At 75.6% G+C, this 25,776-nt stretch carries 22 protein-coding genes; 16 read left to right on the top strand and 6 right to left on the bottom strand.

Going from position 1 to position 25,776, the window contains the following annotated elements; genetic code table 11:
- The first annotated feature begins 17 nt into the window (after window positions 1-17).
- The 3 genes from AC07D6_RS01850 (at window position 18) to AC07D6_RS01840 (ending at window position 2,832) form a co-directional block, all read left to right on the top strand.
- A complete protein-coding gene (locus AC07D6_RS01850) occupies window positions 18-599 on the top strand; it encodes a TetR/AcrR family transcriptional regulator (RefSeq protein WP_315879952.1) in 582 nt (193 codons plus the stop codon).
- Between the two features lie 72 nt (window positions 600-671).
- Window positions 672-2,015 carry a pyroglutamyl peptidase gene (locus tag AC07D6_RS01845; RefSeq protein WP_479041157.1) on the top strand — a complete coding sequence of 448 codons (1,344 nt, stop codon included), beginning with the start codon at window positions 672-674 and terminating at the stop codon, window positions 2,013-2,015.
- A gap of 94 nt (window positions 2,016-2,109) precedes the next feature.
- Entirely contained in the window at window positions 2,110-2,832 is a 723-nt protein-coding gene (locus AC07D6_RS01840) for a carbon-nitrogen hydrolase family protein (RefSeq protein WP_315879954.1), read from the top strand.
- Here AC07D6_RS01840 and AC07D6_RS01835 read toward each other — a convergent pair.
- Entirely contained in the window at window positions 2,829-3,638 is an 810-nt protein-coding gene (locus tag AC07D6_RS01835; RefSeq protein WP_479041154.1) for an EI24 domain-containing protein, read from the bottom strand. The genes AC07D6_RS01840 and AC07D6_RS01835 overlap by 4 nt on opposite strands.
- Before the next feature lie 72 nt (window positions 3,639-3,710).
- Here AC07D6_RS01835 and AC07D6_RS01830 point away from each other — a divergent pair, with 72 nt between their 5' ends.
- A complete protein-coding gene (locus AC07D6_RS01830; protein WP_479041554.1) occupies window positions 3,711-4,856 on the top strand; it encodes a serine hydrolase domain-containing protein in 1,146 nt (381 codons plus the stop codon).
- A gap of 195 nt (window positions 4,857-5,051) precedes the next feature.
- Here the strand turns inward: AC07D6_RS01830 and AC07D6_RS01825 are convergent, their stop codons facing one another.
- Window positions 5,052-5,474: an organic hydroperoxide resistance protein gene (locus AC07D6_RS01825; RefSeq protein ID WP_315879956.1), complete on the bottom strand. Its 423-nt coding sequence runs from the start codon at window positions 5,472-5,474 to the stop codon at window positions 5,052-5,054.
- Window positions 5,475-5,537: 63 nt separating this feature from the next.
- Complete coding sequence (locus AC07D6_RS01820; protein WP_315879957.1) at window positions 5,538-6,557, bottom strand: NADP-dependent oxidoreductase; 1,020 nt, start codon at window positions 6,555-6,557, stop codon at window positions 5,538-5,540.
- A gap of 90 nt (window positions 6,558-6,647) precedes the next feature.
- Here AC07D6_RS01820 and AC07D6_RS01815 point away from each other — a divergent pair, with 90 nt between their 5' ends.
- Entirely contained in the window at window positions 6,648-7,085 is a 438-nt protein-coding gene (locus tag AC07D6_RS01815) for a MarR family winged helix-turn-helix transcriptional regulator (RefSeq protein ID WP_479041151.1), read from the top strand.
- An 18-nt stretch (window positions 7,086-7,103) separates the two neighbouring features.
- On the opposite strand, the gene AC07D6_RS01810 is transcribed toward AC07D6_RS01815, so the two are convergent.
- Entirely contained in the window at window positions 7,104-7,928 is an 825-nt protein-coding gene (locus AC07D6_RS01810) for an SCO2400 family protein (RefSeq protein WP_479041149.1), read from the bottom strand.
- Window positions 7,929-8,646: 718 nt separating this feature from the next.
- On the opposite strand from AC07D6_RS01810, the gene AC07D6_RS01805 reads away from it, so the two are divergent.
- The 3 genes from AC07D6_RS01805 (at window position 8,647) to AC07D6_RS01795 (ending at window position 12,595) form a co-directional block, all read left to right on the top strand.
- Window positions 8,647-9,690, top strand: coding sequence for a rod shape-determining protein (locus AC07D6_RS01805; RefSeq protein ID WP_315879960.1), 1,044 nt, complete (start codon window positions 8,647-8,649; stop codon window positions 9,688-9,690).
- A gap of 99 nt (window positions 9,691-9,789) precedes the next feature.
- On the top strand, window positions 9,790-11,262 hold the full coding sequence (locus AC07D6_RS01800) for an acyl-CoA synthetase (protein ID WP_479041147.1): 1,473 nt from the start codon (window positions 9,790-9,792) through the stop codon (window positions 11,260-11,262).
- Window positions 11,255-12,595, top strand: a complete 1,341-nt coding sequence (locus AC07D6_RS01795) for a carboxyl transferase domain-containing protein (protein ID WP_479041145.1) — start codon at window positions 11,255-11,257, stop codon at window positions 12,593-12,595. Before AC07D6_RS01800 ends, AC07D6_RS01795 begins: the two co-directional genes overlap by 8 nt.
- A gap of 34 nt (window positions 12,596-12,629) precedes the next feature.
- Here the strand turns inward: AC07D6_RS01795 and AC07D6_RS01790 are convergent, their stop codons facing one another.
- On the bottom strand, window positions 12,630-13,184 hold the full coding sequence (locus tag AC07D6_RS01790; RefSeq protein WP_479041143.1) for a MarR family winged helix-turn-helix transcriptional regulator: 555 nt from the start codon (window positions 13,182-13,184) through the stop codon (window positions 12,630-12,632).
- A 99-nt stretch (window positions 13,185-13,283) separates the two neighbouring features.
- On the opposite strand from AC07D6_RS01790, the gene AC07D6_RS01785 reads away from it, so the two are divergent.
- On the top strand, window positions 13,284-13,697 hold the full coding sequence (locus AC07D6_RS01785; protein WP_479041142.1) for an organic hydroperoxide resistance protein: 414 nt from the start codon (window positions 13,284-13,286) through the stop codon (window positions 13,695-13,697).
- Between the two features lie 93 nt (window positions 13,698-13,790).
- On the opposite strand, the gene istB is transcribed toward AC07D6_RS01785, so the two are convergent.
- On the bottom strand, window positions 13,791-15,128 hold the full coding sequence (gene istB, locus AC07D6_RS01780) for an IS21-like element helper ATPase IstB (protein ID WP_479041140.1): 1,338 nt from the start codon (window positions 15,126-15,128) through the stop codon (window positions 13,791-13,793).
- Window positions 15,129-15,369: 241 nt separating this feature from the next.
- Here istB and AC07D6_RS01775 point away from each other — a divergent pair, with 241 nt between their 5' ends.
- From AC07D6_RS01775 to AC07D6_RS01745, 7 genes are all read left to right on the top strand, one after another.
- On the top strand, window positions 15,370-17,799 hold the full coding sequence (locus tag AC07D6_RS01775) for an AfsR/SARP family transcriptional regulator (protein WP_479041138.1): 2,430 nt from the start codon (window positions 15,370-15,372) through the stop codon (window positions 17,797-17,799).
- Window positions 17,800-18,163: 364 nt separating this feature from the next.
- A complete protein-coding gene (locus AC07D6_RS01770; protein ID WP_315879967.1) occupies window positions 18,164-19,393 on the top strand; it encodes an MFS transporter in 1,230 nt (409 codons plus the stop codon).
- A 9-nt stretch (window positions 19,394-19,402) separates the two neighbouring features.
- Window positions 19,403-20,956 (top strand): L-tyrosine/L-tryptophan isonitrile synthase family protein, encoded by a 1,554-nt coding sequence (locus AC07D6_RS01765; protein WP_315879968.1) that lies wholly within the window; start codon window positions 19,403-19,405, stop codon window positions 20,954-20,956.
- A complete protein-coding gene (locus tag AC07D6_RS01760; protein WP_315879969.1) occupies window positions 20,953-22,401 on the top strand; it encodes a hypothetical protein in 1,449 nt (482 codons plus the stop codon). Before AC07D6_RS01765 ends, AC07D6_RS01760 begins: the two co-directional genes overlap by 4 nt.
- A gap of 4 nt (window positions 22,402-22,405) precedes the next feature.
- Entirely contained in the window at window positions 22,406-23,716 is a 1,311-nt protein-coding gene (locus tag AC07D6_RS01755) for an aspartate aminotransferase type Ic (RefSeq protein WP_479041135.1), read from the top strand.
- A 95-nt stretch (window positions 23,717-23,811) separates the two neighbouring features.
- Window positions 23,812-24,528 (top strand): TenA family transcriptional regulator, encoded by a 717-nt coding sequence (locus tag AC07D6_RS01750; protein WP_479041133.1) that lies wholly within the window; start codon window positions 23,812-23,814, stop codon window positions 24,526-24,528.
- Window positions 24,529-24,557: 29 nt separating this feature from the next.
- Entirely contained in the window at window positions 24,558-25,757 is a 1,200-nt protein-coding gene (locus AC07D6_RS01745; RefSeq protein ID WP_315879972.1) for an O-succinylhomoserine sulfhydrylase, read from the top strand.
- Window positions 25,758-25,776 lie beyond the last annotated feature (19 nt).

Raw genomic sequence — 25,776 nt, 5'->3', positions numbered from 1 at the left:
CGGGAAAGCAGGGGCACATGACGGCTGCCAGACCCAGGAGCGCGGAGCGGCGCGCGGACATCCTGCGCGCGGCGTTCGAGGTGATCGCCGCGCGCGGCTACCGGGGCGCGTCGCTCGCGGCGGTCGCCGAGCGGGCGGGCCTCACCCAGCAGGGGCTGCTGCACCACTTCCCCAGTAAGGCCGCCCTGCTCGTGGCGGTGCTGGAGGAGCGCGACCGGTGGGACACGGGCGGCGGCGCGGCCGGGCGGGCGGACTGGCGGTTGGACCTGCTGGCGACGCTCGTCGACTACAACGCGATGCGGCCCGGTGTCGTGCAGACGTTCTCGGCGCTGCTCGGGGAGAGCGTCACGGACGGCCACCCGGCGCGGGACTTCTTCACCCGCCGCTACGCGCGCGTACGGGCGGACATGGCGGGGCTGCTGCGGGCCGAGTTCGGTGAGCGGCTGCCCGGCGGGCTCACCCCGGAGCGGGCCGCGCCGCTGCTGACGGCGGTGCTGGACGGGTTGCAGTACCAGTGGCTGCTGGACCCCGGGGCGGTGGACATGGCGGCGGCGTTCCGGGACTTCCTGGGGTTGCTGGGGGTGGAGGAGGCGAAGTAGACGCGTGGTGGCGGGAGTCGCGGGAGGGCCGGGATACTGCCGGCACCCGACGGAAGGACTCCCGTGTCACGGATGCGCGCCACCGCCCTCGGTCCGGCCCTCGCGGCCCTCCTCACCGCCCTCTCCCTCGGCACCGCCCCAGCCTCCGCCTCCGCCGCCGGAACGGCCACCGCGGCAGGTGCCCCCGCCGGGACGGCCCCCGTGGAGGGTCCCCCCACCGGGACGGCCGCCGTGGAGGGTCCCCCCGCCCGGACGGCCGCCGTGGAGGGGCCTGCCGTCGAGGAGGCCCGTCTCGACCGGGACGTGCCGCGGGAGATCCTGCGGCGCTCCGGGTTCGACGGCGAGGCTCCGCGGTTCGCCGCCGCGCTGCGTGGCGCGGGGTCGTACGCGCGGGCCGAGCGGGTCGTCGTACGGCACGGCGCGGCGCTGTGGCGGCGGGCCGTGGACCGGGCGCAGGGCCGGGGGCCCGCGGGCGGCGACCTGGCGCGGGACGACGACCGGCCGCTGTACTGGGCGCGGCTCGGCATGACGCGCGAACTGCGCGCGTGGGACCCCCCGTTCGGGCTTCCGCAGGAGGCGCGGGCGCGGCTGCTGGACCGGCTGGAGTCGGCCTCGCGCGGCCAGGACGCCATCCGCTTCCCGCGCGGGCGGGGCGTGAGGCGCGTGCTGATGACCGGGTTCGACCCGTTCACGCTGGACCGGGACATCCGGATCGGCAACCCGTCGGGGGCGGCGGCCCTCGCCCTGGACGGGACGCTGGTGCGCACGCCGGACGGCGGGTGGGCGCGGGTGGAGGCGGCGGTCTTCCCGGTGCGGTGGCGGGACTTCGCGGACGGGGTGGTGGAGCGGGCGCTGCGGCCGCACCTGCCGCGCGTGGACCTGTTCGCGACGGTGAGTCAGGGACGGGTGGGCCGTTTCGACGTGGAGCGGTTCAACGGTGCCTGGCGGGGCGGCTTCCCGGACAACGAGAACGTCTCCGCGACCGGCCCCGTCCCGGTCGGCGACCCGGCGGCGCGGCCGCAGTGGACGGTGACGAGCCTGCCGTACGCGGCGATCACGGCAGCCGGCACGGGACCGTTCCCGGTCTACGACAACACGCAGGTGACCGAGGTTCCGGCGGGCGGGAGCGAGCCGGTGGTCCGGGCGGACGGGCCGACACCGGGCTCGGCGGCCCGCGCGGGCGGGGGCGGCGACTACCTGTCGAACGAGATCGCGTACCGGGCCACGCTGCTGCGTGACCGGCTGGGCCTGGCAGGGCTGCCGGGCGGTCACGTGCACACGCCGGTGCTGCGGTTCGGGGCGGGCAACGCGGACGCGGTCGAGGACCCGGAGCTGCTGCGGAACCGGGCGGCGATCACGGCGCAGGTCCGCGCGATCGTCGCGGTCGCGGCCGGGGAGGCGCGCCGGGGGCGGTGACGGCGGTCGCCCCGGTCGCCCGGCCGTACCCGCCCGCGGGCACCCGGCCGTACCCGCCGGGGAACGTACGACCGCGGCCGGGGAGAATCACCGCATGATCGTTGCAGCGGGTCAGTTCGGCGCCGTCCCCGGGGACGTGGGCGCCAATGTCCGGACGATGGCGGGGATGGTCCGCGCGGCGGGCGGGGCGCGGGTGGTCGTCTTCGCGGAGCTGGCCCTCACGGGCTACGAACCGGAGCTCATCGCCGCCGACCCGGGCCTGTGGGTGACCGCCGACGACCCGCGCCTCGACCCGGTGCGGGAGGCGTGCCGCGCGGCCGGCGCGGCGGCCGTCGTCAACGGGCCGGCGCCGGGCCGGGAGCCGGGCGGGCGGCGGCCGTACCTCACCTCGTACGTGATCGGCCCGGACGGGGCGACGCTCACGCGCTACGACAAGCAGCACCTGTACGAGGCGGAGCGGGAGGTGTTCGCGGCGGGCACCGGCGACGGGCGGTTCGCCCTCGACGGCCGCCGCTTCGCGCTGGCCACCTGCTTCGACAGCCACTTCGCCGGACCGGGCGAGCGGGCGGCGGCGGACGGCTGCCGGGTGTACCTGGCGAGCACGCTGTACGGGACGGGCGACGGCGTGCACGAGCGGGCGACGGTGTACCCGGACGTCGCCCGGCGGAACGGGCTGTACGTGGTCCTCGCGAACCACGTGGGTGCCGCCGGGCCCTGGACCGGCTGCGGGCGCAGCGCGGTGTGGGGCCCGGACGGCGGGCTGCTGGCCGAGGCGGACCCGGTCGCGCCGGGGCTGGTGCGCGCCGACGTCGGCTAGTGGGGCCCGGGCCGGTCCTTGTGGAGCCCGTACGGGGCGGGGGCGGGTCCGGGGCTCGGCTCGTCCTCGGGCTCCGGGGTCAGTTCGCGGGCCATCAGGGTGGCGCCCGCGACGGCCCCCGGCATGAGGAAGACGGCGACGAACGGCACCAGGTACGCCAGGGTCAGCGGCACGCCGAAGCCGAGGGCCATCATGCGGCGGCCGCGCAGCAGCCGCAGCCGCTCCTTCAGGTCGAGGCGGCGGCGCTGGAGCGCGACGGCGGTCAGCTCCTCGGTGAGGAAGTAGCCGGAGACGCAGAAGCCGAGGACGGGGACGACGGTCTGGCCGACCACCGGGATGAACCCGAGGGCGAACAGCAGAACGCCGTAGAGGGCGACGCGCAGGACGATGCGCACGCTGTCGCGGGCGGAGATCCACAGCTCGCGCCAGAACGGCAGCCCGGACTCCGGGACGCGACCGCCCTCGGAGCGGTCGACCTCCTCGGAGAGCGACTCGTAGAAGGGCTGTCCGACCAGCAGGGTCACCGCCGTGAAGGTGATCACCGCGAGGAACAGTCCGAGGGCGAAGACCAGGGCGGTGAGGAAGCCCCGGAACAGGCCCTGCCAGGGCGACGACCAGTCGTCGGCGAACGGGGTCGCCCACGCGGTCAGGTCGTCGGCGCCGTAGGCGAGGCCGATCAGCGCGCCGGCGTACAGGACGAGCGTCACGAGGCCGGGCAGCAGCCCGATCCCGAACCAGCGGCCGTGCCGGCCGACCCACCGCTGTCCCTGTAGGAGGAAGCCGAAACCCTTTCCGAGATCACCCATGGGGTCACCCTATCGGGCGAGGTGGTTAGTCTCTGGCCAGCATCGTTTCGGGAGGGAACACGAGTGTCTGACATGTCGAACGCCGTGCGGGGTGTCGTAGCCGAGGGGTACGAGGAGGTGCGGGACGCCTTCGCGGCCGTGGTCGCGGAGGAACGACCGGACTACGCGGGGCAGTTGGCCGCCTACGTGCGGGGGCGGAAGGTCGTCGACCTGTGGGCGGGGCCGGACACGGACGGCGACACGCTCTTCGGGGTGTTCTCCTCCACCAAGGGCGCCGCGCACCTGGTGGTGGCGCTGCTCGTCCAGGAGGGCGTGCTCGACCTGGACCGGGCGGTGGCGCACTACTGGCCGGAGTTCGCGGCGGGCGGCAAGGGTGAGGTCACGCTGCGGCAGTTGATGGCGCACCAGGCCGGTGTCGTGGGCGCCGAGGCGGGGCTGACGCTCGCGGAGCTGGCGGACGACCGGGTGATCGCGGAGCGGGTCGCGGGCCAGCGGCCGTACTGGCGGCCGGGCGCCGCGTTCGGGTACCACACGCTGAACATCGGGGCGTTGACCGGTGAGGTGGTGTTCCGGGCGACGGGGCTGACGCTGCACGAGGTGTACGCGTCGCGGATCCGCGAGCCGTACGGGCTGGACTTCTTCCTGGGGCTGCCGGAGGAGCACGAGCCGCGGTTCCGGTCCCTGCTGCCGATGGACCCGACACCGGAGCAGAGGGCGGTGCTGGAGGCCGCGCCGGACGGGCCGCACACGCTGGCGGTGATCGCCTGCAACCGGCACGGCGAGGAGCCGACGGACCTGGAGTCGCTGCCGAACTCCCGGCTGGTCCGCGCCAAGGGGCCGGCGTCGGTGGGCGGCGTGGCGTCGGCGCGCGGGCTGGCGGGGCTGTACGCGGCGGCGATCGGCGCGCTGGACGGGCAGCCGCCGCTGCTGAAGGAGGACATGCTCGCGGAGGTCGGGCAGATCCACTCGCACGGCTTCGACGTGGTGGCCCGCGCGCACAAGTCGTTCGTGCTGGGCTTCCAGGACCCGACGCAGCCCTATCCGTGGCTGGGCGCCGGGTCGTTCGGGCACAGCGGGGCGGGCGGCTCGCAGGCCTTCGCCGATCCCCGGGCGGGTCTGGCGTACGGGTACGCGCGGCGGCGGTACGCCTTCCCGGGCGGGGCGGCGCCGGAGAACGACCGCCTGGTGGCGGCGGTCCACCGGGCGGCCACCCGCTGACACCTCCACCGGCGGCGCGGCACCCGGCGGCCGGTGGCGCGGCCCGGCCCAGCGACGCGGCGGACCGGCGGCGCGGCGCCCGGCGGCCGTACGGCGAGGGGCCGCGTCCCGGTGCGGGACGCGGCCCCTCCCGCCCTGCGGGCGGGTGCCTTCGCCCGGCCCCTTCGCGGGGGCCGGGCCGGTGCCTCACGGGCGTCAGACGGCCAGTTCGACCGTGATGTTGCCGCGGGTGGCCTTGGAGTACGGGCAGACCTGGTGGGCCTTCTCGACCAGGTCCCGGGCCGTGGCGGCGTCGACGTTCGGGATCGTCGCGGAGATCTTCACGATGATCCCGAAGCCGTCGTCGTTCTTCCCTATGCCGACCTCCGCCGTGACCGTCGAACCGGACACGTCGACGTTCTCCTGCCGGGCGACCACGCCGAGCGCGCCCTGGAAGCAGGCGCTGTAGCCGGCGGCGAAGAGCTGCTCCGGGTTGGTGCCCGCGCCGGAGCCGCCCATCGCCTTGGGCGGGTTGACGACCACGTCGAGCGCCCCGTCATCCGTGGCCACGCGGCCGTCCCGCCCGTTCTCGGCGGTGGCGGTCGCGGTGTACAGGACGTCGGACTGCTGGATGGACATGTAGAGGTTCCTCCTGTGATGCGCCGCGACTCGCGCCCACGATCGCGACGGCCTGGAGGGAGCCTAGCGGGTGAGCGAAACGATCATCTTGCCGGTGTTGTCACCGCGCAGCAGGCCGAGGAAGGCGTCCACGCCGTTCTCCATGCCCTCGACGATCGTCTCGTTGTACTTCAGGGCGCCCGAGCGCAGCCAGCCGGAGACCTCCTCGACGAAGCGGGGCTGGAGGGCGGAGTGGTCGCCGACCAGCATGCCCTGGAGGCGCAGCCGCTTGCCGATGACCAGCGCCAGGTTGCGCGGGGCGGGGGTGGGCTCCGTGCTGTTGTACTGGGCGATCATGCCGCAGATGGTGACGCGGCCGTGGACGTTGAGCGAGGAGATCGCGGCCTCCAGGTGCTCGCCGCCGACGTTGTCGAAGTAGACGTCGATGCCGTCGGGGGCGGCGGCCTTCAGCTGCTGGGCCACCGGGCCGTTCTTGTAGTTGAAGGCGGCGTCGAAGCCGTACTCCTCCACCAGCAGCTTGACCTTCTCGTCGGAGCCGGCCGAGCCGATGACGCGGGAGGCGCCCTTCAGGCGGGCCATCTGGCCGACCTGGCTGCCGACGGCGCCGGCCGCGCCGGAGACGAACACGGCGTCGCCCTCCTTGAAGGAGGCCGTCTCGAAGAGGCCCGCGTAGGCGGTCAGGCCCGTCATGCCGAGCACGCCCAGGTAGGCCGTGAGGGGCGCGAGGGAGGCGTCGACCTTGGCGGCGCGCTTGGCCTCCACCTCGGCGTACTCCCGCCAGCCCAGGCCGTGCAGCACGTGGTCGCCGACCGCGAAGCCCTCGGCGTTGGAAGCCACGACCTCGCCGACCGCGCCGCCCTCCATGGGCTGGTCGAGCTGGAACGGCGGGACGTACGACTTCACGTCGTTCATCCGGCCGCGCATGTACGGGTCGACCGAGAAGTAGAGGTTGCGGACGAGGACGCGGCCCTCGCCGGGCGCGGCGACGGGCGCCTCGCGGAGCGCGAAGTCCTCCGGGGCGGGCCAGCCGTTCGGGCGGGAGACGAGGTGCCATTCACGGCCGGACGTCGGGAGTGCGGACATGCTGCGTACCTCCAAGAGATGTTTCATGACCTGAAACAACCATGCTCCTAGATATTTCAGGTTGTCAAGTAAGTAGGTACGCTGGTGGGCATGGCCAGTACACGCACGGACCCGCTCACCCTCGAGGTCGTGGATCTCATCGGCACGGTCGTGGCCCGCTACCACGAGGAGTACGAGCTCGCCGCCGCGCAGCACTCGCTGACCGGCGCGCAGGCGCGCGTCCTGGGTCTGCTCGCCCTGGAGCCGCTGCCGATGCGGCGCATAGCCGTGTCGCTGCGGTGCGAGCCGTCCAACGTGACGGGGATCGTCGACCGCCTAGAGGCCCGCGGCCTCGTCGAGCGGCGGCCGGACCCGGCCGACCGCCGCGTCAAGCTGGCCGTCCCGACGGACGAGGGCCGGGCGACCGCGCGCCGGCTGCGGGAGTCCCTGGAGTTCGCCCGGGAGCCGCTGGCCGGCCTCTCCGTGGCGGAGCGGGCCCTGCTGCGGGACCTCCTCCGCCGCATGCTGGGCGAGCCGGTGGCACCGTGACCGGCCGGCCGTGACCGGCTAGACGCACCACCAGAGCCAGCGCGTGCACTCCTCCGACGGCTCGGGGTCCGGCGTCGGCGCCGGCGTCGACTCCGGGTCGGGTGCGCCGCCGGTCGCGGTGGGCCGCGCGTCCGGGGCGCCGCCGGTCGGGGGCGCGGCCGTGGACGACTCCGGGGCGGACGGGGTCGCCTCCCGCCCCGCCGGGTCCTCTGGCTCGCCCTTGTAGCCCTTGCCGTCCCCGTCCGAGCCCGAGCCGGAGTCGCCGGAGCCGGTTCCGGGTCCCGGCCCGTCACCGCCGGAAGCGGGGGCCGCGGCCCCGGGCGTACCAGAGGCGTCGCCGGGGCCGTCCCCGACGGGCGCGGAAGAGCCGCCCGGGGGGTTCGACGCGGAGGGCGCCGCCTCCACCGCCCCGGGGTCCGCCGCGCCGCCCCCGCTGTGCGAGGGGTCGGGCAGCGGCGCCGGCAGGGCCACGTCCTCCTGCCGCACGGAGGTCGCCGGTTCCCCGCCGCCGTTCTCCACCGCCAGCTCGGCCAGGCTCAGGGCGCCCGCCGCCAGGACGAGCCCGGTCGCCGCGAGCAGCGCGGCGCGTCCCCGCCGCCGGCGCGCGCGGCGGCCGTTCGCCGCCCGGGCCGCCCGCGCGGCGCGGCGCGCCCCAGGGCGGGCGGGCGCCTGGGCGCGGCGGGGCGCCGCGGGGGGCGCCTCCTCGTCCCGGGCCAGCTCGAAGACACGGTCCGCCGCGGACGCTTCGGGGTCGCCGTGTCGCAGCTCCTCGGCGGGCCGGCCGCACCCGGCACAGGCCAGGGCCCCGTTGAGGTGCCGCCGGCACTCGTGGCAGTAATCCATGGCGCCCGCAGAGTATGCGCCACACGGGTACCTCACCTGGGAGGTCGTGTGAGGATCTTGTGCGAAAGCCCCCGTCCGCGCGCGTACGACGGCCCGGCCCCGCCGGACGCGTACGGATGCGTACGGATACGGAGGGATGCGTACGGGTGCGCCGGTGCGCGCCTCCGTGTGCGCGGGTGCGTCCGTGCGCGCGCACAGATCCCGATCGGCCCCTCGTGGATCTTGTCGGTCCCGTGCCCGGTGGCCTCGTGGACGCGCCGCACGGCCTCCTTCGACGGCCCCGCGGGAGACCCCGCCCCGGGGCCCGGAGCCCACCGGACCCGCTCGGCGCGCACCCCCGCCGTCGAGGCCCGCCCGGTGCGCCGTCCCCGGCCGCTCCCCGGTGGCGCCCTCGCCCCCGGGGCGAACGCTCGCCTACGCGCCCGTGGCGCCCGCGCCCCCCGCCCGACCGCGTCCCCCTCCCCCGGTGCGCCCGCCCCACCCGCACGGCCCGCCCCACCCGTCCGGCCCGCATGGTCCGCATGACCCGCGCGGCCTCTCGACCTGCCCGGCGCGCGGGACCGGCGGCCCGGCCCCGCCGACCCGGGCCGCCGCCCCGGCCCCTCCCCCCGCCCTGACCCTCCGTCAGGTCCGTACGCCCGACCGGCTCAGCCCAGCGCGCGCGGCACGCCGGGCGGCCGGACGATGCAGGCATACACCGCTCCCGGGAGGATCCGCCGTGACCGTCAGTCTTGAGCAGCTGCGCCGCTGCCACGTCGCCGTCGACCTCGGGGCCGCCAGGACCCGCGTCTTCGTGAAGGGGGCGGGGCTCGTGGTGGACGAGCCGAGCGTGGCCGCCGTGAACACCCGCACCGGCGCGCTGATCGCGGTCGGCGCGTTCGCCGAGCAGATGACCGGACGCACCCCCGGCTACATCCGGGTGGTCCACCCCGCGTCGGGCGGCAGCGTCGTCGACATCGAGATGGCGCAGCGGATGCTCCGCAGCCTCCTCGGCGAGAAGCTCCGCCGCCAGCTGCGCCGCAAGCCGCTGCTGCGCGCCGCCGCCTGCACCCCGCACGACTGCGACCCGCTCGCCCAGCGCGCGACCGTCGAGACGCTGGTGGGACTGGGGGCCCGGCGGGTCGAGCTGGTCGACACCCTGATCGCGGCGGCGGTCGGCTGCGGGCTGCCGGTGGCGCAGCCGACCGCCACCATGATCCTGGTGTGCGGGGCGGCGACGACCCAGGTGGCCGTGTTGTCGCTGGGTTCGATCGTCACCGCGGAGCGCATCCCGGTCGGCGGGCACGCCATCGACCACGCGGTCATCCAGTACCTGCGCCACCAGCACCAGCTGATGCTGCCCAGCCAGTCCGTACGGCCGCTCCACCTGGCCCTGCACGGCAACGGCCTCACCGCCCAGGGCCCCGCCGCCACGGAGATCCACGGCCGGGACGTGGCCACGGGCCTGGCGCGCTCGGTCGTCGTGGAGACCGCCGCCGTGCGCCAGGCGATCCACACGCCGCTCACCACCGTGCTCGACGGCATCGGCAGGGTGCTGCGCGACTGCCCGCCCGACCTGGTCGCGGACCTCGCGGAGCGCGGGATCACGATGGTCGGCGGCAGCGCGCGGCTCCCCGGCCTCGACCAGATGCTGCGGAACGCGACCGGGATGCCCGTGCGGATCGCGGACCGCCCGGACGTCTGCGCGGTCCTCGGGCTGGGCGAGATGCTGGAGGGCCGGGTCGAACCGCTCACGCTCGACCCGCTCGCGGGCACCCGCTGAGTCCGCCGCCGGGCCCGCGGCGGGGCCCGCCCGCGGTGGGGCCGCGGGCTGCTGGGACCATGGCGGGACAACCGTGCAGCGATGCGAGGAGGACGACCCGTGAGCTCCCTCTTCCCGGCGCTCGCCGCCGGCCCGGACGACCCCCGGCCGGCCCTGCGGTTCGGCGGGCGCGTCCTCTCCTACGGCGGGCTCCGCGCGGCCGCCGGGGCACTGGTGCCCCGCCTGACCGGCGCCCGGCGGGTCGCGGTGTGGGCGACGCCCTCGGCCGAGACCGCCGTCGCGGTGGTCGCCGCGCTGCTCGCCGGCGTTCCGGCCGTGCCGCTCAACCCGCGGACCGGCACGCGCGAACTCACCCACATCGTCACCGACAGCGCGCCCTCCCTGGTGCTCGCCGCGCCCGGCGACGACCTCCCCGCCCCGCTCGACGGCCTGCCGCGCGTCGACGTCGCGCCCCACGCGCGCGAAGGCGGCGCCCCGGAGGCGTGGCCGCCCGCCGAACCCGGTGGCGAGGCGCCCGCCCTGGTCGTCTACACGTCCGGGACGACCGGCCCGCCGAAGGGCGCCGTCCTGCCGCGCCGCGCCCTGGCCGCGTCCCTCGACGCCCTCGCCGACGCCTGGGCGTGGACCGCGGACGACGTCCTGGTCCACGCCCTGCCGCTGTTCCACGTCCACGGGCTCGTCCTCGGCGTCCTCGGCCCGCTGCGCCGGGGCGGCAGCGTCCGGCACCTCGGGCGGTTCACCACCGGGGGCGTGGCGCGCGCGCTGGCGGACGGCGGGACCATGCTGTTCGGCGTGCCGACCATGTACCACCGCCTCGCGGAGGCGCTCGACACCGACGAGGAGCTGGCCCGGGCGCTCGCCGGCGCCCGGCTGCTGGTCTCCGGTTCCGCCGCGCTGCCGCTGCCCGACCACGAACGGATCACCGCCGCGACGGGGCGGCGGGTCGTCGAGCGGTACGGGATGACGGAGACGCTCATGCTGTGCTCCGTGCGGGTGGACCCCCTGGGAGCCGAGCCGCCGCACCGGCCCGGCTCCGTCGGCACGCCCCTGCGCGGCGTCGAGCTGCGGCTGGTGGGGGACGACGGGACGCCGCTCACCGCGTACGACGGGGAGACGATCGGCGAGGTGCAGGTGCGCGGCCCGAACCTGTTCACCGCCTACCTGAACCGACCCGACGCCACGGCCGCCGCGTTCGACGGGGACTGGTTCAAGACCGGCGACATGGCCGTGCGGGACCCGGACGGTTCGCTGCGGCTCGTGGGGCGCAGGGCCACGGACCTCGTCAAGAGCGGCGGCTTCAAGATCGGCACCGGGGAGATCGAGAACGTGCTCCTCGCCCACCCGGGCGTACGGGAGGCCGCCGTGACCGGCGAGCCGGACGCGGACCTGGGCGAGCGGGTCGTGGCGTGGATCGTGCCGGCGGACCCGGCCGCGCCCCCGCCGGCCGGTGAGCTGGCGGACCACGTGGCGGCGCAGCTCGCCCCGCACAAGCGACCGCGTGCCGTCCGGTACCTGGAGGCGCTGCCCCGCAACGACATGGGCAAGGTCATGAAGCGGGCCCTGCATGGCTGAGGGGGCGGCCCGGCTGACGGCGCGCGCGGCGATCGCGCTGGTGGCCGACGCGTTCACGGAGCACGCCCCGCCCCCGCCCGGCCCGTCCACGGCGCCGGACGGGCCGCTGGCGTGGGACGGGTACGACGCGGCGCGCGCCCGGGCGGGGACGCGGACCGGCGAGAGCGAGTCCGTCGTGTTCGGCGAGGCCGTCGTGTCGGGGGTGCGGTGCGCGGTGCTGGCGTTCGAGTTCGGCTTCCTCGGCGGGTCGCTGGGCGAACGCACCGGCGACCGGCTGTGCGCCGCGTACCGGCTGGCGCGGGAGGGGGGCGTGCCGCTGGTGTCCCTGGTGGCGACGGGCGGCAGCCGGATGCAGGAGGGCATGGTCGCGCTGACGCAGTTGCAGCGGGTGGCCCGCGAGTCGGTGCTGCTGCGGGAGGCGGGCGTGCCGCACGTCTCCGTGCTGCGGGACCCGGTGACCGGGGGCGGCTGGGCGACGGTCGGGGCGGGCGCGGACGTCGTGCTGGCGCTGCCCGGCGCGCAGATCGGGTTCGCCGGGTCGCGGGTGCGGCCCGTGGACGCGGACCCGGCGGCGTACACGGCGGAGGGGCAGCTCGCGGCGGGGCACGTCGACGCGGTAGTGCCGGCCGACGGTCTCCGTACGGCCCTGGGGCGCTGGCTCACCGCGCTGACCCGCCCGGCGCCCGGCCCGGTGCCCCCGCCGTCGGTGCCGGGCGGGACCGGCGGGCTGCCGGGGAGCGGCTGGGAGGCGGTGCGGCGGGCGCGCGACGCGGCGCGACCGCGCGCGGAGGCGTACCTGGAGGCGTACTTCGAGGAGCGGCTGCCGCTGACCGGCGACCGGTGCGGCGGCACGGACCCCGGCCTGCTGTGCGGGGTCGGGCTGCGCGAGGGGCGCGGCGTCGTGTACGCGGCGCAGTGCGGCACGGCGACCCGGCCGGCCGGGTACCGCACGGCCGCGCGGGTGATCCGGCTCGCGGACCGGCTGGGCCTGCCGGTGCTGACCCTGGTGGACACGCCGGGCGCGGCCAACGACGCGGAGGCGGAGCGGGCCGGCGCGGGCGCGGCCATCGCGGAGGTGTTCGCGGCGGTGGCCGGGGCGCGGGTCCCGGTGACGACGCTGGTGGTCGGGGAGGGCGGCTCGGGCGGCGCGCTGGCGCTGGCGGCGCCCGGCAACACCTGGGCGACGCGCGACAGCTACTTCTCGGTGATCGCCCCGGAGCTGGCCGCGGCGATACTGAAGCGCCCGCCGGAGGAGGCCCCGCACACGGCCGAGCAACTGCGGCTGCGGCCGCAGGACCTGGTGGAGCTGGGGGTCGTGCGCGGCATCGTGTGAGGCGCGGCGGGGGTACGGACCGCCGGGCGGGGCCCTACCGGGCGCCGCCACCCGCGCTTCCGCCGCCCGTGCCGCCGCCGTCCGCGCCCCCACTGCCCGCGCCGCCGTCGCCGTCGAGGGCCCGCGCCGCCCCGTCCAGGGCGGCGGCCAGGTCCCGCAGCCGGGCGCGCAGGTCGCGGATCTCGTCCAGGCCCATCCCGGTCGCCTCCGCCATCCGGCGCGGCACGCCGAGCGCCCGTTCGCGCAGGGCCGCACCGGAGGCGGTGGGGCGCACGGTGACGGACCGCTCGTCCTCCGGACTGCGGCGGCGCTCCACGTACCCGGCGGCCTCCAGCCGCTTCAGCAGCGGGGAGAGCGTGCCGGAGTCGAGGCGCAGGTGCTCGCCGATGCGCTTCACGGGCAGTTCGCCGTGTTCCCACAGCACCAGCATCACCAGGTACTGGGGGTAGGTGAGGCCCAGCTCCTTGAGGGCGACGCGGTAGACGCCGTTGAAGGCCCGGGTCGCGGCGTGCAGCGAGAAGCAGATCTGGTGGTCGAGGCGGAGGAGTTCCTCGTCCCGTACGCCTCCGCGCGGGTCCGTGTGGTCCATGCCACCAGGCTACCGCCCCCCAATTGAGTTGTGCACAATTAAATTGATTGCTACAAATGATGGCGACGCACTCCACGACCGAGAAGGACGGGACCCCCCATGGACGCCCTGTACACCGCCGTTGCCACCGCCGTCGGCCGCGAAGGCCGCGCCGTCAGCTCCGACGGCCGGATAGACCTGCCGCTCGCCTTTCCGGAGGCCCTCGGCGGCGACGGCCGGGGCACCAACCCCGAGCAGCTGTTCGCCGCCGGTTACGCCGCCTGCTTCGCCAGCGCCATGGGCGCGATCGGCCGCCAGGAGAAGATCGACGTCAAGGACGCCTCCGTCACCGCCGAGGTGAGCATCGGCAAGGACGCGGACGACGGCTTCGGCCTCGCGGTCGTGATGCGCGTGGAGCTGCCGGACCACCTCCAGGGCGAGGCCGGCCGCGACCTGCTGGAGAAGACCCACGCGTACTGCCCGTACTCCAAGGCGACGCGCGGCAACATCGACGTGGAGATCGTCGTCGAGTGACCCACCGGCCGGCGCGCGCGGCGACGCGGCGCGGAGCACGGCGCGCGGGGCCCGGGACCCCACCGGCCCCGGGCCCCGCGCCGCTCGGCGGGCTCACGCGTCCAGCGCGGCCCGCCCTCCGGCCGGCGCGCCGGCCAGCCCCCGCGTGCGGTAGCTCTCCCCCTCCAGCGTGACGATCTCGGCGTGGTGGACGAGCCGGTCCACCGTCGCGGAGGCGGTGCCGGCGTCGCCGAACACCTCGGCCCACCGCCCGAAGGGGCGGTCGCTCGTGACGATCATCGAGGCCCGCTCGTAGCGGTGCGCGACCAGTTGGAAGAAGAGGTTCGCGGACTCCCCGTCGAACGGGACGTAGCCCAGTTCGTCCACGACGATCAGCGCGTACGCGTCCAGCGCGGTCAGCTCGTCGGTGAGCCGGTCCGAGGCCTTGGCGCGGCGGAGCCGGTCGCCCCACTCCAGGGCCGTGGCGAACAGGACCCGCTGCCCGGCCTCGCAGACCCGCACGCCGAGGGCGACCGCGAGGTGCGTCTTGCCGGTGCCGGGGCCGCCGAGGAACACGACGTTCTCCCGGCGGGCGACGAAGTCGAGCCGGCCCAGCCGGTCGAGCACCAGCGGGTCGAAGGAGCGCAGGTGCGCGGCGTCGAACGCCTCCAGCTCCTTGCGCGCCGGGAACCCGGCCGCCTCGATCCGCGCCTCCGCCTCCACCTCCGCCAGGGTCCGCCCGGGCGTGGCCTGCCGCGGTACGAGGGCCGACCCGGCGCCCTCCTCCGCCGCCGCACCGCCGTCCTCCCGGGCGGAGCCGTCCGCGCGGAAGGCCGCCGGGTCGAACGGGGAGCCGCCTCTCCCGTCCGCCCTGGCGCCGTGCTCGTGCGCCGCCATGGGGCCGGACATGTAGGCCAGGATCAGGGCCGAGATGATGAACGCCATGTGGATCACCGTGCCCCACAGCAGGTCGTGCTCCGGCGTGTGGTGCACGTCCACGAACATCTGGAGCAGGTGCACCGACGAGATCCCGACGATCGCCGTCGCCAGCTTCACCTTCAGCACGTTGGAGTTGACGTGCGACAGCCACTCCGGCTGGTCGCGGTGGCCCTGGAGGCCGATGCGCGAGACGAACGTCTCGTACCCGCCGACGATCACCATGATCAGCAGGTTGGCGATCATCACCGCGTCCACCAGCTTGAGCACCGCCAGCATGACGTGGGTCTCGTCCACCTCGCCGTCGAGGACGTGCTCGGCGAGCTTCCACAGCTCGTTGAAGAACTTGTAGACGTACACGCCCTGCGCGGCCACCAGGCCGAAGTACAGCGGCGCCTGGAGCCAGCGCGTGGCGAACAGCGCGTACCCGAGCGTCGTCATGTGCGACGCCTCGGTCTCGGTCTCGGGGGTGGGGGTGGGGGGCGAGGACGACGAATCGTGACGGGACACCGGCATCTCCTGCATCTCGTGCGAAGTGACGGGACTCGCCATTCTTCTGGGAAACGATAGAAAATCTGAATTCCCACCACTCGTTGGGATGAATAGACATTCAGTAGGACAGACCCGACGCCCCGTCTCTGTCCGTGGATCCCCTGTGGCTCAGGTGGGCATGTTGTGCGAATGTCGCCGGATGAGGTGTTCGACCTGTCGACAGTGGTTCGGGTACGCGAACGATCGATGAGGGGGCGACGCGAAGATGGGGCAACTCCCGGGCGCCGCAGTGGAGTTCCGGCTCCTCGGGCCGCTGGAGATCCGCGTCGCCGGCCGGCTGCTCCCGCTCACCGCGCCCCGCCTGCGGCACCTCCTCGCCCTGCTCCTCCTCCACGCCAACCATACGGTGCCGGTGGCCGAGTTGGCCCGGGGCATCTGGGAGGACCGGCTCCCCGCCGACCCCGCCAACCAGGTCGCCGTCTGCGTGTCGCTGCTGCGCCGGCGCCTCGGCCAGGCCGGCGTGGACCCGCGGCGCGTCCTCACCGTGCCGCCCGGTTACGTCCTGACCGCCCGTGACGCCGAGCTCGACACCGCGCTCGTCCGGCGGCTGCGGGCGTCGGCCGACGCCTGCGCGGCGGACGGACGGCTGGAGGAGGCGGCCGCGCTGCTGCACCGCGCCCTGTCCCTGTGGCGCGGGCCGCTGCTCAGCGGCATGGACCGGCGCGCCTGGCGCCCGGAGGCGCGCGCCTGGGAGGAGGAGCGGGTCGCGCTGCGCGAGAGGTGGGCGGAGGTGCACCTGGCGCTGGGCCGGTACGAGCGGGTCACCTCGGAGCTGGCCGCCTTCGTCCAGGAGCACCCGTTCTCCGAACGGCCGCGCGCCCAGCTCATGACGGCCCTGTACCGCTCGGGGCGGCGGGCGGACGCGCTGCGGCTGTACCGGGACACGGTCCGGCTGTTCGAGGACCCGCTGGGCGCGGCACCCGGGCCCGAACTGCGGCGCCTCCAGCGGGAGATCCTGCGCGGCGCCCCGCCCCCGGCCCCTTCCGTCCCCGGCGGCCCGGAACCCGGTAGTACGGAACCCGGCCACCCGGAGCCGGAACCCAGCGGTGCGGAACCCGGCGGCGCGGCGGCGACCCGGGTCCGGACGCCCGCGCCCTCCGCGCCCCGGACGCCCGCGCCCCGGACCTCCGCGTCCCGCGCGGACGCGCGCCCCGGCCGCACGGACGGCGAGGCGCCCCGCGGTACCGGCGACCGCGCCCGCACGGCCCCGGCCCCGCCCCCGGCCCCGGCCCCGGCCCCGGCCCCGGCCGCACCCGAGGGCGTACCGCGACCGCGCCCCGCGCCGTGCGCCCCCTCCCCCGCCCGGCCGGCACCGCGCCGCTTCGCGCCCGCGGTCCCGCCGGAGCCGCGCCCGGCCCTGCGGCCCCCCTCCTGGGCGCCCCGGCTGCCGTCCCTCGCCCGGCGGACACCGCCCCCGGCCCCGCGGTCCCGGACCCCGGGCCCGCAGTCGCCCCCCACCCGGCCCGTCGGCCCGCCGTGCCCGGCGCCCGGCCCGGCCGGCGCCGACCGGTGGCGGGCGGCCGGGGCGCAGACGCCGGCCGGGCCGTGCCTCCTCCCCGGCGACCTGCGCGCGTTCGTCGGCCGCGAGCGCGAGACCGCCGCGCTCGCCGAGGCGCTGGCCCCGGCGGCCGGCGGCCACGTCCCCGTCGCGGCCGTGGCGGGCGGGGCCGGGACCGGCAAGACCGCGCTCGCCGTCCACGTCGCCCACCTCCGCCGCCCCGCCTTCCCGGACGGCCAGCTCTACGTCGACCTGCGCGGCACGCACCCCCGGCCCGTACCGCCGGAGGAGGCCCTGGGCCGGTTCCTGCGGCGGCTGGGCACGCCGGGCTCCGCGCTCCCCAGCGGCCTGGAGCAGCGCGCCGAGGCGTACCGGGCGCTGCTCGCCGACAAGCGGGTGCTGGTCGTCCTCGACGACGCGGCGTCCGCCGCGCAGATCCGGCCCCTGCTGCCCGGCACCGGTAGCTGCGCCGTGCTGGTCACCAGCCGCGCGCGCGTGGCGTCCTCGCTCGCCTCGCTCGTGGTGGAGCCGGGCCTGCTGACGCCGGAGCAGGCCCTGGAGCTGCTGCGGCGGAGCGCCGGGGAGGCGCGCCCCGCCGCGGAGCCCGAAGCGGCCCGGCGCGTCGTGGAGTTCTGCGGGCGGCTGCCGCTCGCGCTGGGCGTCGTCGGGGCGAGGCTCGCGGCCAGGCCGCACTGGACGCTGGGCCGGGTCGCCGCCCGGCTGGCCGACGCGCGGCGGCGGCTCGACGAGCTGGAGCACGACGGCGTCGCGGTCCGCGCCCGCATTGCCCTGTCGTACGACGCCGTCGGCGCCGACGCCCGGCGGATGCTGCGCCGCCTCGCCCTGCTGCCCGTGCCGGAGGTCGCGGACCGGGTGGTGGCGGGGCTGTTCGGCGCCGGCCGGGAGGCCGCGGAGGCCGCGGAGGCGGCGGTCGAGCAACTGGTGGACGCCCGGCTGGTCGAGGCCGTCGGCCCGGACGGCGCGGGCGGGCCGCGCTACCGGCTCCACGACCTCGTGCGGCTGTTCGCCGCGGAGCGCGCGGTGGAGGCGGACGCGGTGGTGCCGGCCACCGGCCCGGCGCACCCCACGGCGGCGTTCCCCGACGAGGACCTGCCGCACCACCCGGTGGTCCCCTGACCGCGGCGGTCGCCGCGAAACTCCCGCGCACCGCACTCGTACGCATTTCCCGAGCGGTCTTTTCGCGGTCGCCGCCGCACCCTTTCCCCGTCATCCCGGAGACATCGCGCAGCGGTCCTTTCTCTTCGGTTCCATTCCGATGTCACTCACCCTTTGCCCAGTTCAGGACAGGCGTGACGAGAAATCGACCCCCCGCCGGGCCGGGACTTGACCGGCGCATTTGCAGGCCGGTCATGATGGGGGCCGAAACCGCGGAAGCCGCGAATGGCACGCGAAAAGGAACGTCGCCGCACCCGGAATGGGCCGGTGTTTTCTCCGGCCGGACGGCGCGGCGGACGGAAAAGTTCTCCGGAAAGGGGCGGACGTGGGAGAGGCCGGCGACAAGGGCGGGAACGGCGGGTCGGGAGCCGGCGCCGCCGTGAGCGTGGCGCTGATCACCGTACTGACCTCCCTGCCGCTGTTCCTGGTGGGGGCGACGAGCACGCTGGTCAACCGGGAGCTGGGCTGGGACGCGGGCGACACGGGACTGCTGCTGGCGGCGTACTGGCTGTCCTCGCTGTCCGGCGCGTACCTGAGCCGGCGGGTCGACACCCCCGTGTCGGCGGAGACGACGGTCGGTTCGGCGGCGCTCGTGACCGCCGCGGCGCTGTCCCTGTCGGCCTGGGCCGGCAGCGGGGGGCTCGTCGTGGGCACGGCCGTCGGCGGGCTCGTCTACGGATACACCCAGCCGCACACCAACTCCCTGCTGATGAAGCGGTGTTCCCCGTCCGTCCAGGGCTTCGCCTTCGGCCTGAAGCAGGCCGCGATCCCCGCGTCGACGCTGCTGGGCAGCCTGGCCGTGCCCGCCGTGGCCGTGCCGTTCGGCTGGCGGGCGGTGTTCGTCGCGTCGGCCGCCGTGTGCGTGGCGTACGCCCTGCCGGGCCTGGTGCTGCGCCACCGGGCGTCCGGCGGGCGGCGGGCGCCCGCCGTCCCGGCGCCGCCGCTGCGGATGAACGGGCACCTGCTGGGCCTGGCCGTCGCGGGGCTGTGCGGGGCGATGGTCGGCAACGCGATCGGCGGGTTCCTCATCGCCTCCGGTGTCCACGAGGGCATGACGCTGACCTGGGCGAGCATGCTCGCCGCCGCCGGCTCGGTGACGAACATCGTGGTCCGCCTCGTGGCCGGGGTGGTCGTGGACCGGGGCCGGTACGCGCCGCGCTCGCTGCTGTGGCAGCTCTACCTCGCCGGCGCCCTCGGCACGCTGCTGCTGGCCGTGGGCGGCGGGCCGTGGGTGACGACGCTGGGCGGCCTGCTCGCGTTCGGAGGCGGTTGGGGGTGGGCGGGGCTGCTGCACTACGTGGCGGGCGCGGCCTTCCCGGGCCGGGCGGCACGCGCGACGGCGGTCACGCAGATGGGCGTCTCCCTCGGGGGCGCCACCGGCCCGATGCTCTTCGGCCTGCTCGTCGACCACGCCGGGTTCGGTGCCGCCTGGCTGGCGCTCACCGTCGTCGGCGGCACCGCCGCGGTCGTCGTCCGCTTCCTGCGCGAGCCCCCCGCCGATGCCGCGTCCGCCTCCCCCGGGGCGTCGTCCCCCACCACGTACACGAGGAAGTGAGGCACAGTCATGACCACCGTCACCACCGAACCGTCCGCCTCGGGGTTCGTGACGAGCCGCAGGGAACGGGCGTTGCGGGACCTCTCCGCCGAACAGCGGCGAAGCCAGATATCCGACGGGCACCGGCTCATCCGCGCCGTCCGCGCCCGCCCGTTCCAGCTCTACGCCGCCCGTCGGCACGCCACGCGCGCGGTGACCGTCGACGCGGAGGCGTGGCTGGCCGCGGTCATGCCGGCGCTGCGCGCCGCGGTCAGCCGCACGGCGTCGGCCCGCCTGGACACGGCGCTGGCCCGGGCCCGCAAGCGGATGTCCGAGTACGGGGTGCGGCGCGTCGGTTCCGCCGAGGCCGTGGCGGAGGCGCTGTCGGACGGGAAGTGGTTCCGCACGCAGCGGGAGCACATGGGGCGGGCGGAGCTGCGCGACCGCGTGGCGGAGGCCCTGCGCCACGGCGAGCCGGTGGAGCTGGTCTTCCCGATCTTCTCGCGCAAGCCGTTCTCGCCCGTCAAGAACCGGGGCGTCAGCCCGGACACGGCCGAGCTGCACTCGCTGGCCCGCTGCGCGGCGCTCGCGCACACGGTGGCCGCCCTCTCCCCCACCGGCTGCCGCTTCACCGTCCTCGCGGACGGCCGCAAGTACAACAGGGCCTGCCGCACGCCCGATCCGGTCGTCGACGCCTACCAGGACACGCTGCGCCGGTGGGTGGGCGAACTGGGCGCGGACGGCGTCCTCCACGTCGCCGACTACGAGGAGTGGGTCGCCCGCGGGTTGGGCGCGGGGGACCTGCGCACCCGCGAGGAGTACTACCTGCGGCGCTCCGCCGACCTGGTCGACCGCTACGGGCGGCTGTTCTCCCCGGTGACGCCCCGCGAGAGCCTGGAGCGGCTGGCCGGCACGGACGGCACCGGGGAGCAACTGGCCCACACGTTCTGGTCCATCGCGACGTCCGTGCGCTACACCGCGCTCGGCTCCGGCCACGGGGGCCTGCCGGACGGGCCGTGCTACTCCGACGCGCACCAGGACGCGTACGCGCTCTACGTCGCCCACCTGGGCCGCCCGCTGACCGGGACGGGCGTCGGCGGGCAGCTCCCGGCGACCCCCTACGGGCGGACCGCCGCCGACCCGGACCTGCACCGCGCGCTGCGGGAGGAGGCGTGGGGGGCGGCCTGCCGGTACGTGGCGATCTCGCTGACCGACCGGGACCTGAACCTGATCAAGGAGACCGCCCCGCGCGCGGTGAAGCTCACCATCCACGGCAAGCCCGGCGAGCTGCACTTCACCACCGCGGCCTCCCGTGACGCCAACATGACGGCCCAGCACTCCACGGGCGGCTACGCTCTGCGGGACGGCCGGGCCCGCCCCACGTTCCGCTACCGCATCGAACGCGAGGCCGCCGGGGAGACGCCCGTACTGCTCCACGGCGCGGCCGGACGCGGCAGCCACGAGCTCCCCTACCTGCCGCTGGCCCGGCTGGAGCGGACGCAGCAGCCCATCGCGTACGTGGACGATCCGGCACCCTTGCTCGACGGCACCTTCTCCCGACTGCTGGAGGCCATGGAGATATGACGACCGCGACCACCACCCCGACCTACCAGCCGGACCGCATCGTCAGCGGCAGCGGACTGCCCGCGCTGCTCAAGGAGAGTCCCGACGCGGTCCCGCTCTTCCCGTCCTCCCCCGAGCCCATCGGCTTACTGACGGCACGTCAGCTCCGCGACGAGCTGCTGCCCCGCTGGCGCGAGGGCGTCGAGCGGCAGGCCAAGGCCCTGGTCCGACGCTCCCGCGGCACGCTCGAAGTGCTGTCCGGGGAGACCCTGTACGACGGGCTGGACGACCCGGCGCTCCGGCGCGCCGCCCTCGTCGCGGAGCTGTTCCGCAACCACCAGATCAGCGCCAACGCCGGGCGCCTGGACACCCGGGCGCTCCAGCGCCGCATAGCCGGCGCCCTGTCCGCCGACGCGCCGCCGCGGTTCGAGCTGGCCTGGGGGCAGTCCAAGCGGGACGTCGGCGGGCTGAAGACGGCCGGCCGGTGGGCGGACCTCGCCGAGGTGTACGCGGTGGGCCGGCTGGTCGCCCTCGTCCTGGCCGCCCGGGAGCTGGCCGGGGACGAGCGGATCGGCATGACGGTGTACTCGGGCGGCAACCGGTTCGCCGCGGCGCTGTTCGCCGAGCCGGAGCTGCTGCTGGAGTACGACGCGCAGCGGGGCCGCATCGCCGACGCCCTGGGCTCGCCCGGTGCCGTGGACTTCCAGGACTTCGCGGCGGCCAAGCGGTCCGACCCGGCCGCGCGGGAGGCGCACGAGGAGCGGGTGCGCGAGCAGCTCGCCGCGCTGACCGACGCGGACGTCGACGCGCAGATGCCGGTCATGCTGTTCAACGTCGACTGGCCGCGGGTCCTGCCGCTGGCCGCCTCCGGCGAGGCGCCGCACGGGGTGCCGATGGCGCCGCACGTCGCCCGGTGGCTGCGGGAGTCGCCGCAGGACCGCACGCCGCTGCTGACCCGGGCCGCGGTGTCCTGCGCGGTGTCGCCCGCCCTGCAGGCGCGCTGGCTGGAGGTGTTCGGCGACCGGCCGGAGGTGCTGGAGGACGCCGTCGCGTTCGCCCTGGCGGTGGGGCGCGCCTCGGCCGCCCGCTACACGGCGATCGCGCGGGCCGACCGGAACGCCCCGGGGCTGGCGGGCGGGCCGCACACCGTGCGGCTGACCGTCCACGAGAAGCGGGACCGGCCGGAGGTGCCCGCCCTGCTGACCCTGGGCGTCCGGGGCGGCGGGCAGCTCTCGCAGCACGTGGTGGCCCGGGTGCCCGCGGAGGGGCCCGTCACCTTCGGTTCCGTGGCGGAGACCCTCGTCCAGGCCCCGGACTCCGCGCCGGTGCTGCTCGAACCGGACGACGGGGAACCGCGTCTCTTCGACTGGCTCTCCCGGGACGGGCAGCCGCTGTGCTTCGCCTCCGGGCCCGAGCCGAGCGTCCGCCGGGCGCTCGCCCACATCCTCGACCCCGAACACGGGTGACACCATGACACTGCGCACCACCGGTACCACCAGCACCACCGGCACGAACAGCGCCCCCGGCACCGCCGGCGCCGCCCGCCTCGCCGACCTGGCCGAGGGGATCCGCGCCGACTACGCCGCGCTGAAGGGGCGGGGCCTCGCGCTCGACCTGACGCGCGGCAAGCCGTCCCCGGCCCAGCTCGACCTGTCGACGGGCCTGCTGGACATCGGCGCGGCCGCCCTCGGACCCGCCGGCGCGGGCGCGGACCACCGCAACTACGGGGGCCTGCACGGGCTGCCCGAGCTGCGCGCGATCTTCGCCGAGGTCCTGCGGGTCCCCGTCGACCAGTTGCTGGCGATCGGCAACTCCAGCCTGGCCCTCATGCACGACACGCTGGTGCACGCCGTGCTGTTCGGCGTGCCGGGCTCCGCGCGGCCGTGGGGCGCGGAGCGGACGGCCGTGCTGTGCCCCGTGCCCGGCTACGACCGGCACTTCGCGCTCTGCGAGAAGCTCGGCATCGAGATGATCCCCGTGCCGATGGGCGAGGACGGGCCCGACATGGACGAGGTGGAGCGGCTCGCCGCCGAGGACCCCCGCGTCCGGGCCATCTGGTGCGTCCCCACGTACAGCAACCCGACGGGCGCCGTGTACGGCGAGGAGACCGCGCGCCGGCTGGCGGCGCTCCCCGCCGCGGCGCCCGACTTCCGGATCCTGTGGGACGACGCGTACGCGGTGCACCACCTGACCGACGAGCCGGCGGCGGCGCCGGACATCCTCGCCCTGTGCGCCGAGCACGGCCACCCGGACCGCGCGTTCGTCTACGGCTCCACGTCCAAGATCACCTTCGCGGGGGCCGGCGTGGCGTTCTTCGGTTCCTCCCGGGCCAACGTGGAGTGGCTGACCGGCCACCTGTCCCGCCGGACCATCGGGCCGGACAAGCTCAACCAGTTGCGGCACGCCCTGTTCCTGCGGGACGCGGAGGGCCTGCGGGCGCACATGGCGGAGCACCGGGCGCTGCTGCGGCCCCGTTTCGACCTGGTCGAGCGGGTGCTGCGGGAGCGGCTGGGCGGCCTCGGCGCGACCACCTGGTCGCGGCCCCGGGGCGGTTACTTCGTCAGCCTCGACGTGCCGGACGGCTGCGCGCGACGCACGGTGGAGCTGGCGGCGGAGGCGGGCATCCGGTTGACCCCGGCGGGCGCCACCTTCCCGTACGGGAAGGACCCCCGCGACCGGAACATCCGGATCGCCCCGACCTACCCGGGTCTCGACGAGCTGGAGACGGCGATGGAGGGCCTCGCCGTGTGCGTGCTGCTCGCCGCCCTCGAACGGTCGTAGACGAGCGCGTCCAGGATCGTCCACGAAGTCGGACCGGCCGCTCCCCGGCCCTGATGCTGGGGAGCGGCCCGAGTCAACGACCAAGGAGTCCGGACATGCTGACCGACCGTGACGAGTTCCGCGACCAGCTGGAGCGGACGCTCCACGAGAAGCTGACGCTGAACCACCCGATGTTCGACATCCTCTTCGACGCGGAGAAGCGGGACCTGCACACCCTGCAGAAGGTGGCGCTCCAGGGGTACCAGCTCACGAAGCACTTCCTGGACTACATCGAGACGCTGTTCTACTTCTGCCCGAAGGAGGGCAAGCACAAGCGGCGCCTGCTGTTCAACCTCTACGAGGAGGAGACCGGCCGCATCTCCAAGACGAAGAACCACGTCGAGCTGATGCAGGACTTCATCCGCGCCATCGGCGTCGACGACGCCACCCGCGACGCCGAGACGGCCCTGCCGAACACGCAGGAGCTGATCGACTACCGCATGAAGGCGTGCAAGAACCCGGAGACGTACCACATCGGTGCCGCCGCGGTGATGATCGCCAGCGAGGGGCAGAACCTGGAGACCCGCGGCGCCGAGGCCCGCGACAGCATCTTCAAGCGCGTGTACGGCCTGAAGGACGAGGACCTGCTGTTCTTCTCCGTGCACCAGGCGGAGGACGTCCACCACGTTCGGCACGGCCTGGACCTGGTCTCCGACATCTGCACCACGGAGAAGATGCAGGAGGAGGCGCTGTACGCGGTCTCCCACACGTGCGACCTCTTCTACAACATGTACGAGGGCATCTACCAGGAGTACAAGGCCGGCCGGCTCTGACCGCGGACGACGGAGGAGCAGGAGTGCCCGTGAATCAGCCGCCCAGGCCGTACTCCCTGGCCACGCACGCCGTGCGCGCGGGGCAGTACCAGGATCTGTCGGATCTCCACAGCGAGGGGCTCGCCCTGACGGCGAGCTACGTGTTCGCGGACGCCGAGGACGCCGCCGAGAAGTTCGCCGGCCGCCGGCCCGGGAACGTCTACGTCCGGTTCAACAACCCGACCACGGCCGCCTTCGAGCAGCGGATCGCCGCCATGGAGGGCGCGGAGGCGGCGGTCGCGGTCGGCTCCGGGATGGCGGCGTACACCGCCGTGGCGCTCGGGCTCCTCTCGGCCGGCGACCACGTGGTCCTCGGCGACGGGATGTTCGGCACGACGCCCCGGTTCTTCCGCACCTACATGGAGAAGTTCGGGGTGTCCGTCTCCATCGCGGACGTCCGGGACATCGGCCAGTGGCGCGAGGCCGTCCGGGACGAGACCGCCATGTTCGTGCTGGAGTCCCCGACCAACCCGATGATGCACGTCGCCGACCTGCGCGCCCTGTCGGCCCTCGCGGCCGAGCGGGGTGTCGTGCTGGTCGTCGACAACACCCTGTGCACCCCGGTCCTGCAGAACCCGATCGCGCTCGGCGCCGACCTCGTCATCCACTCCGCGGCCAAGTACATCGACGGCCAGGGGCGGTGCGGGGGCGGCGTCGTCGCGGGGCGGGAGGACCTCCTCAAGCCGGTGACCGACGTGCTGCGGACCGCCGGCCCCAGCCCGAGCGCCTTCAACTCGTGGGTGTTCCTGAAGTCGCTGGAGACGCTCCCCATCCGGATGCGGGAGCACTCGCGCAACGCGACGCTCCTCGCCGAGTGGCTGGACCAGCACCCGGCGGTGGAGGAGGTGTACTACACCGGCCTGGAGAAGCACCCGCAGCGGGAGCTGGTCGACTCGCAGCAGTCCGGCCCCGGCGGGCTGCTCAGCTTCACCGTGCGCGGCGACCAGCGGGACGCCTGGAACGTGATCGACAGCCTGTCGCTCATCTCCGTGACCACCAACATCGGCGACACGAAGTCGATGATCACGCACCCCGCGTCCACGACGCACGGCCGGATGTCGCTGTACGAGAAGGAGCGCGCCGGGATCTCCCCCAACCTGCTGAGGGTCTCGGTCGGCCTGGAGGACGCCTCCGACCTGATGGCCGACCTGGACCAGGCGCTGCGCGCCGTCGACGCCCGGGCGTTATGACATGGACGCGAAGCCGAAC

This window comes from Streptomyces sp. NPDC045287 (assembly GCF_056432325.1).
The sequence above is the reverse complement of the archived record's forward strand: the minus strand, read 5'-3'. Positions and strand labels throughout refer to the sequence as shown.

Bases quoted from the DNA above. Each gene is read 5' to 3' on its own strand.
- AC07D6_RS01850 (WP_315879952.1), top strand. From the start codon at position 18: ATGACGGCTGCCAGACCCAGGAGCGCGGAGCGGCGCGCGGACATCCTG.
- AC07D6_RS01845 (WP_479041157.1), top strand. From the start codon at position 672: ATGCGCGCCACCGCCCTCGGTCCGGCCCTCGCGGCCCTCCTCACCGCC.
- AC07D6_RS01840 (WP_315879954.1), top strand. From the start codon at position 2,110: ATGATCGTTGCAGCGGGTCAGTTCGGCGCCGTCCCCGGGGACGTGGGC.
- AC07D6_RS01835 (WP_479041154.1), bottom strand. From the start codon at position 3,638: ATGGGTGATCTCGGAAAGGGTTTCGGCTTCCTCCTACAGGGACAGCGG.
- AC07D6_RS01830 (WP_479041554.1), top strand. From the start codon at position 3,711: ATGTCGAACGCCGTGCGGGGTGTCGTAGCCGAGGGGTACGAGGAGGTG.
- AC07D6_RS01825 (WP_315879956.1), bottom strand. From the start codon at position 5,474: ATGTCCATCCAGCAGTCCGACGTCCTGTACACCGCGACCGCCACCGCC.
- AC07D6_RS01820 (WP_315879957.1), bottom strand. From the start codon at position 6,557: ATGTCCGCACTCCCGACGTCCGGCCGTGAATGGCACCTCGTCTCCCGC.
- AC07D6_RS01815 (WP_479041151.1), top strand. From the start codon at position 6,648: ATGGCCAGTACACGCACGGACCCGCTCACCCTCGAGGTCGTGGATCTC.
- AC07D6_RS01810 (WP_479041149.1), bottom strand. From the start codon at position 7,928: ATGGATTACTGCCACGAGTGCCGGCGGCACCTCAACGGGGCCCTGGCC.
- AC07D6_RS01795 (WP_479041145.1), top strand. From the start codon at position 11,255: ATGGCTGAGGGGGCGGCCCGGCTGACGGCGCGCGCGGCGATCGCGCTG.
- AC07D6_RS01790 (WP_479041143.1), bottom strand. From the start codon at position 13,184: ATGGACCACACGGACCCGCGCGGAGGCGTACGGGACGAGGAACTCCTC.
- AC07D6_RS01785 (WP_479041142.1), top strand. From the start codon at position 13,284: ATGGACGCCCTGTACACCGCCGTTGCCACCGCCGTCGGCCGCGAAGGC.
- istB (WP_479041140.1), bottom strand. From the start codon at position 15,128: ATGCCGGTGTCCCGTCACGATTCGTCGTCCTCGCCCCCCACCCCCACC.
- AC07D6_RS01775 (WP_479041138.1), top strand. From the start codon at position 15,370: ATGGGGCAACTCCCGGGCGCCGCAGTGGAGTTCCGGCTCCTCGGGCCG.
- AC07D6_RS01765 (WP_315879968.1), top strand. From the start codon at position 19,403: ATGACCACCGTCACCACCGAACCGTCCGCCTCGGGGTTCGTGACGAGC.
- AC07D6_RS01760 (WP_315879969.1), top strand. From the start codon at position 20,953: ATGACGACCGCGACCACCACCCCGACCTACCAGCCGGACCGCATCGTC.
- AC07D6_RS01755 (WP_479041135.1), top strand. From the start codon at position 22,406: ATGACACTGCGCACCACCGGTACCACCAGCACCACCGGCACGAACAGC.
- AC07D6_RS01750 (WP_479041133.1), top strand. From the start codon at position 23,812: ATGCTGACCGACCGTGACGAGTTCCGCGACCAGCTGGAGCGGACGCTC.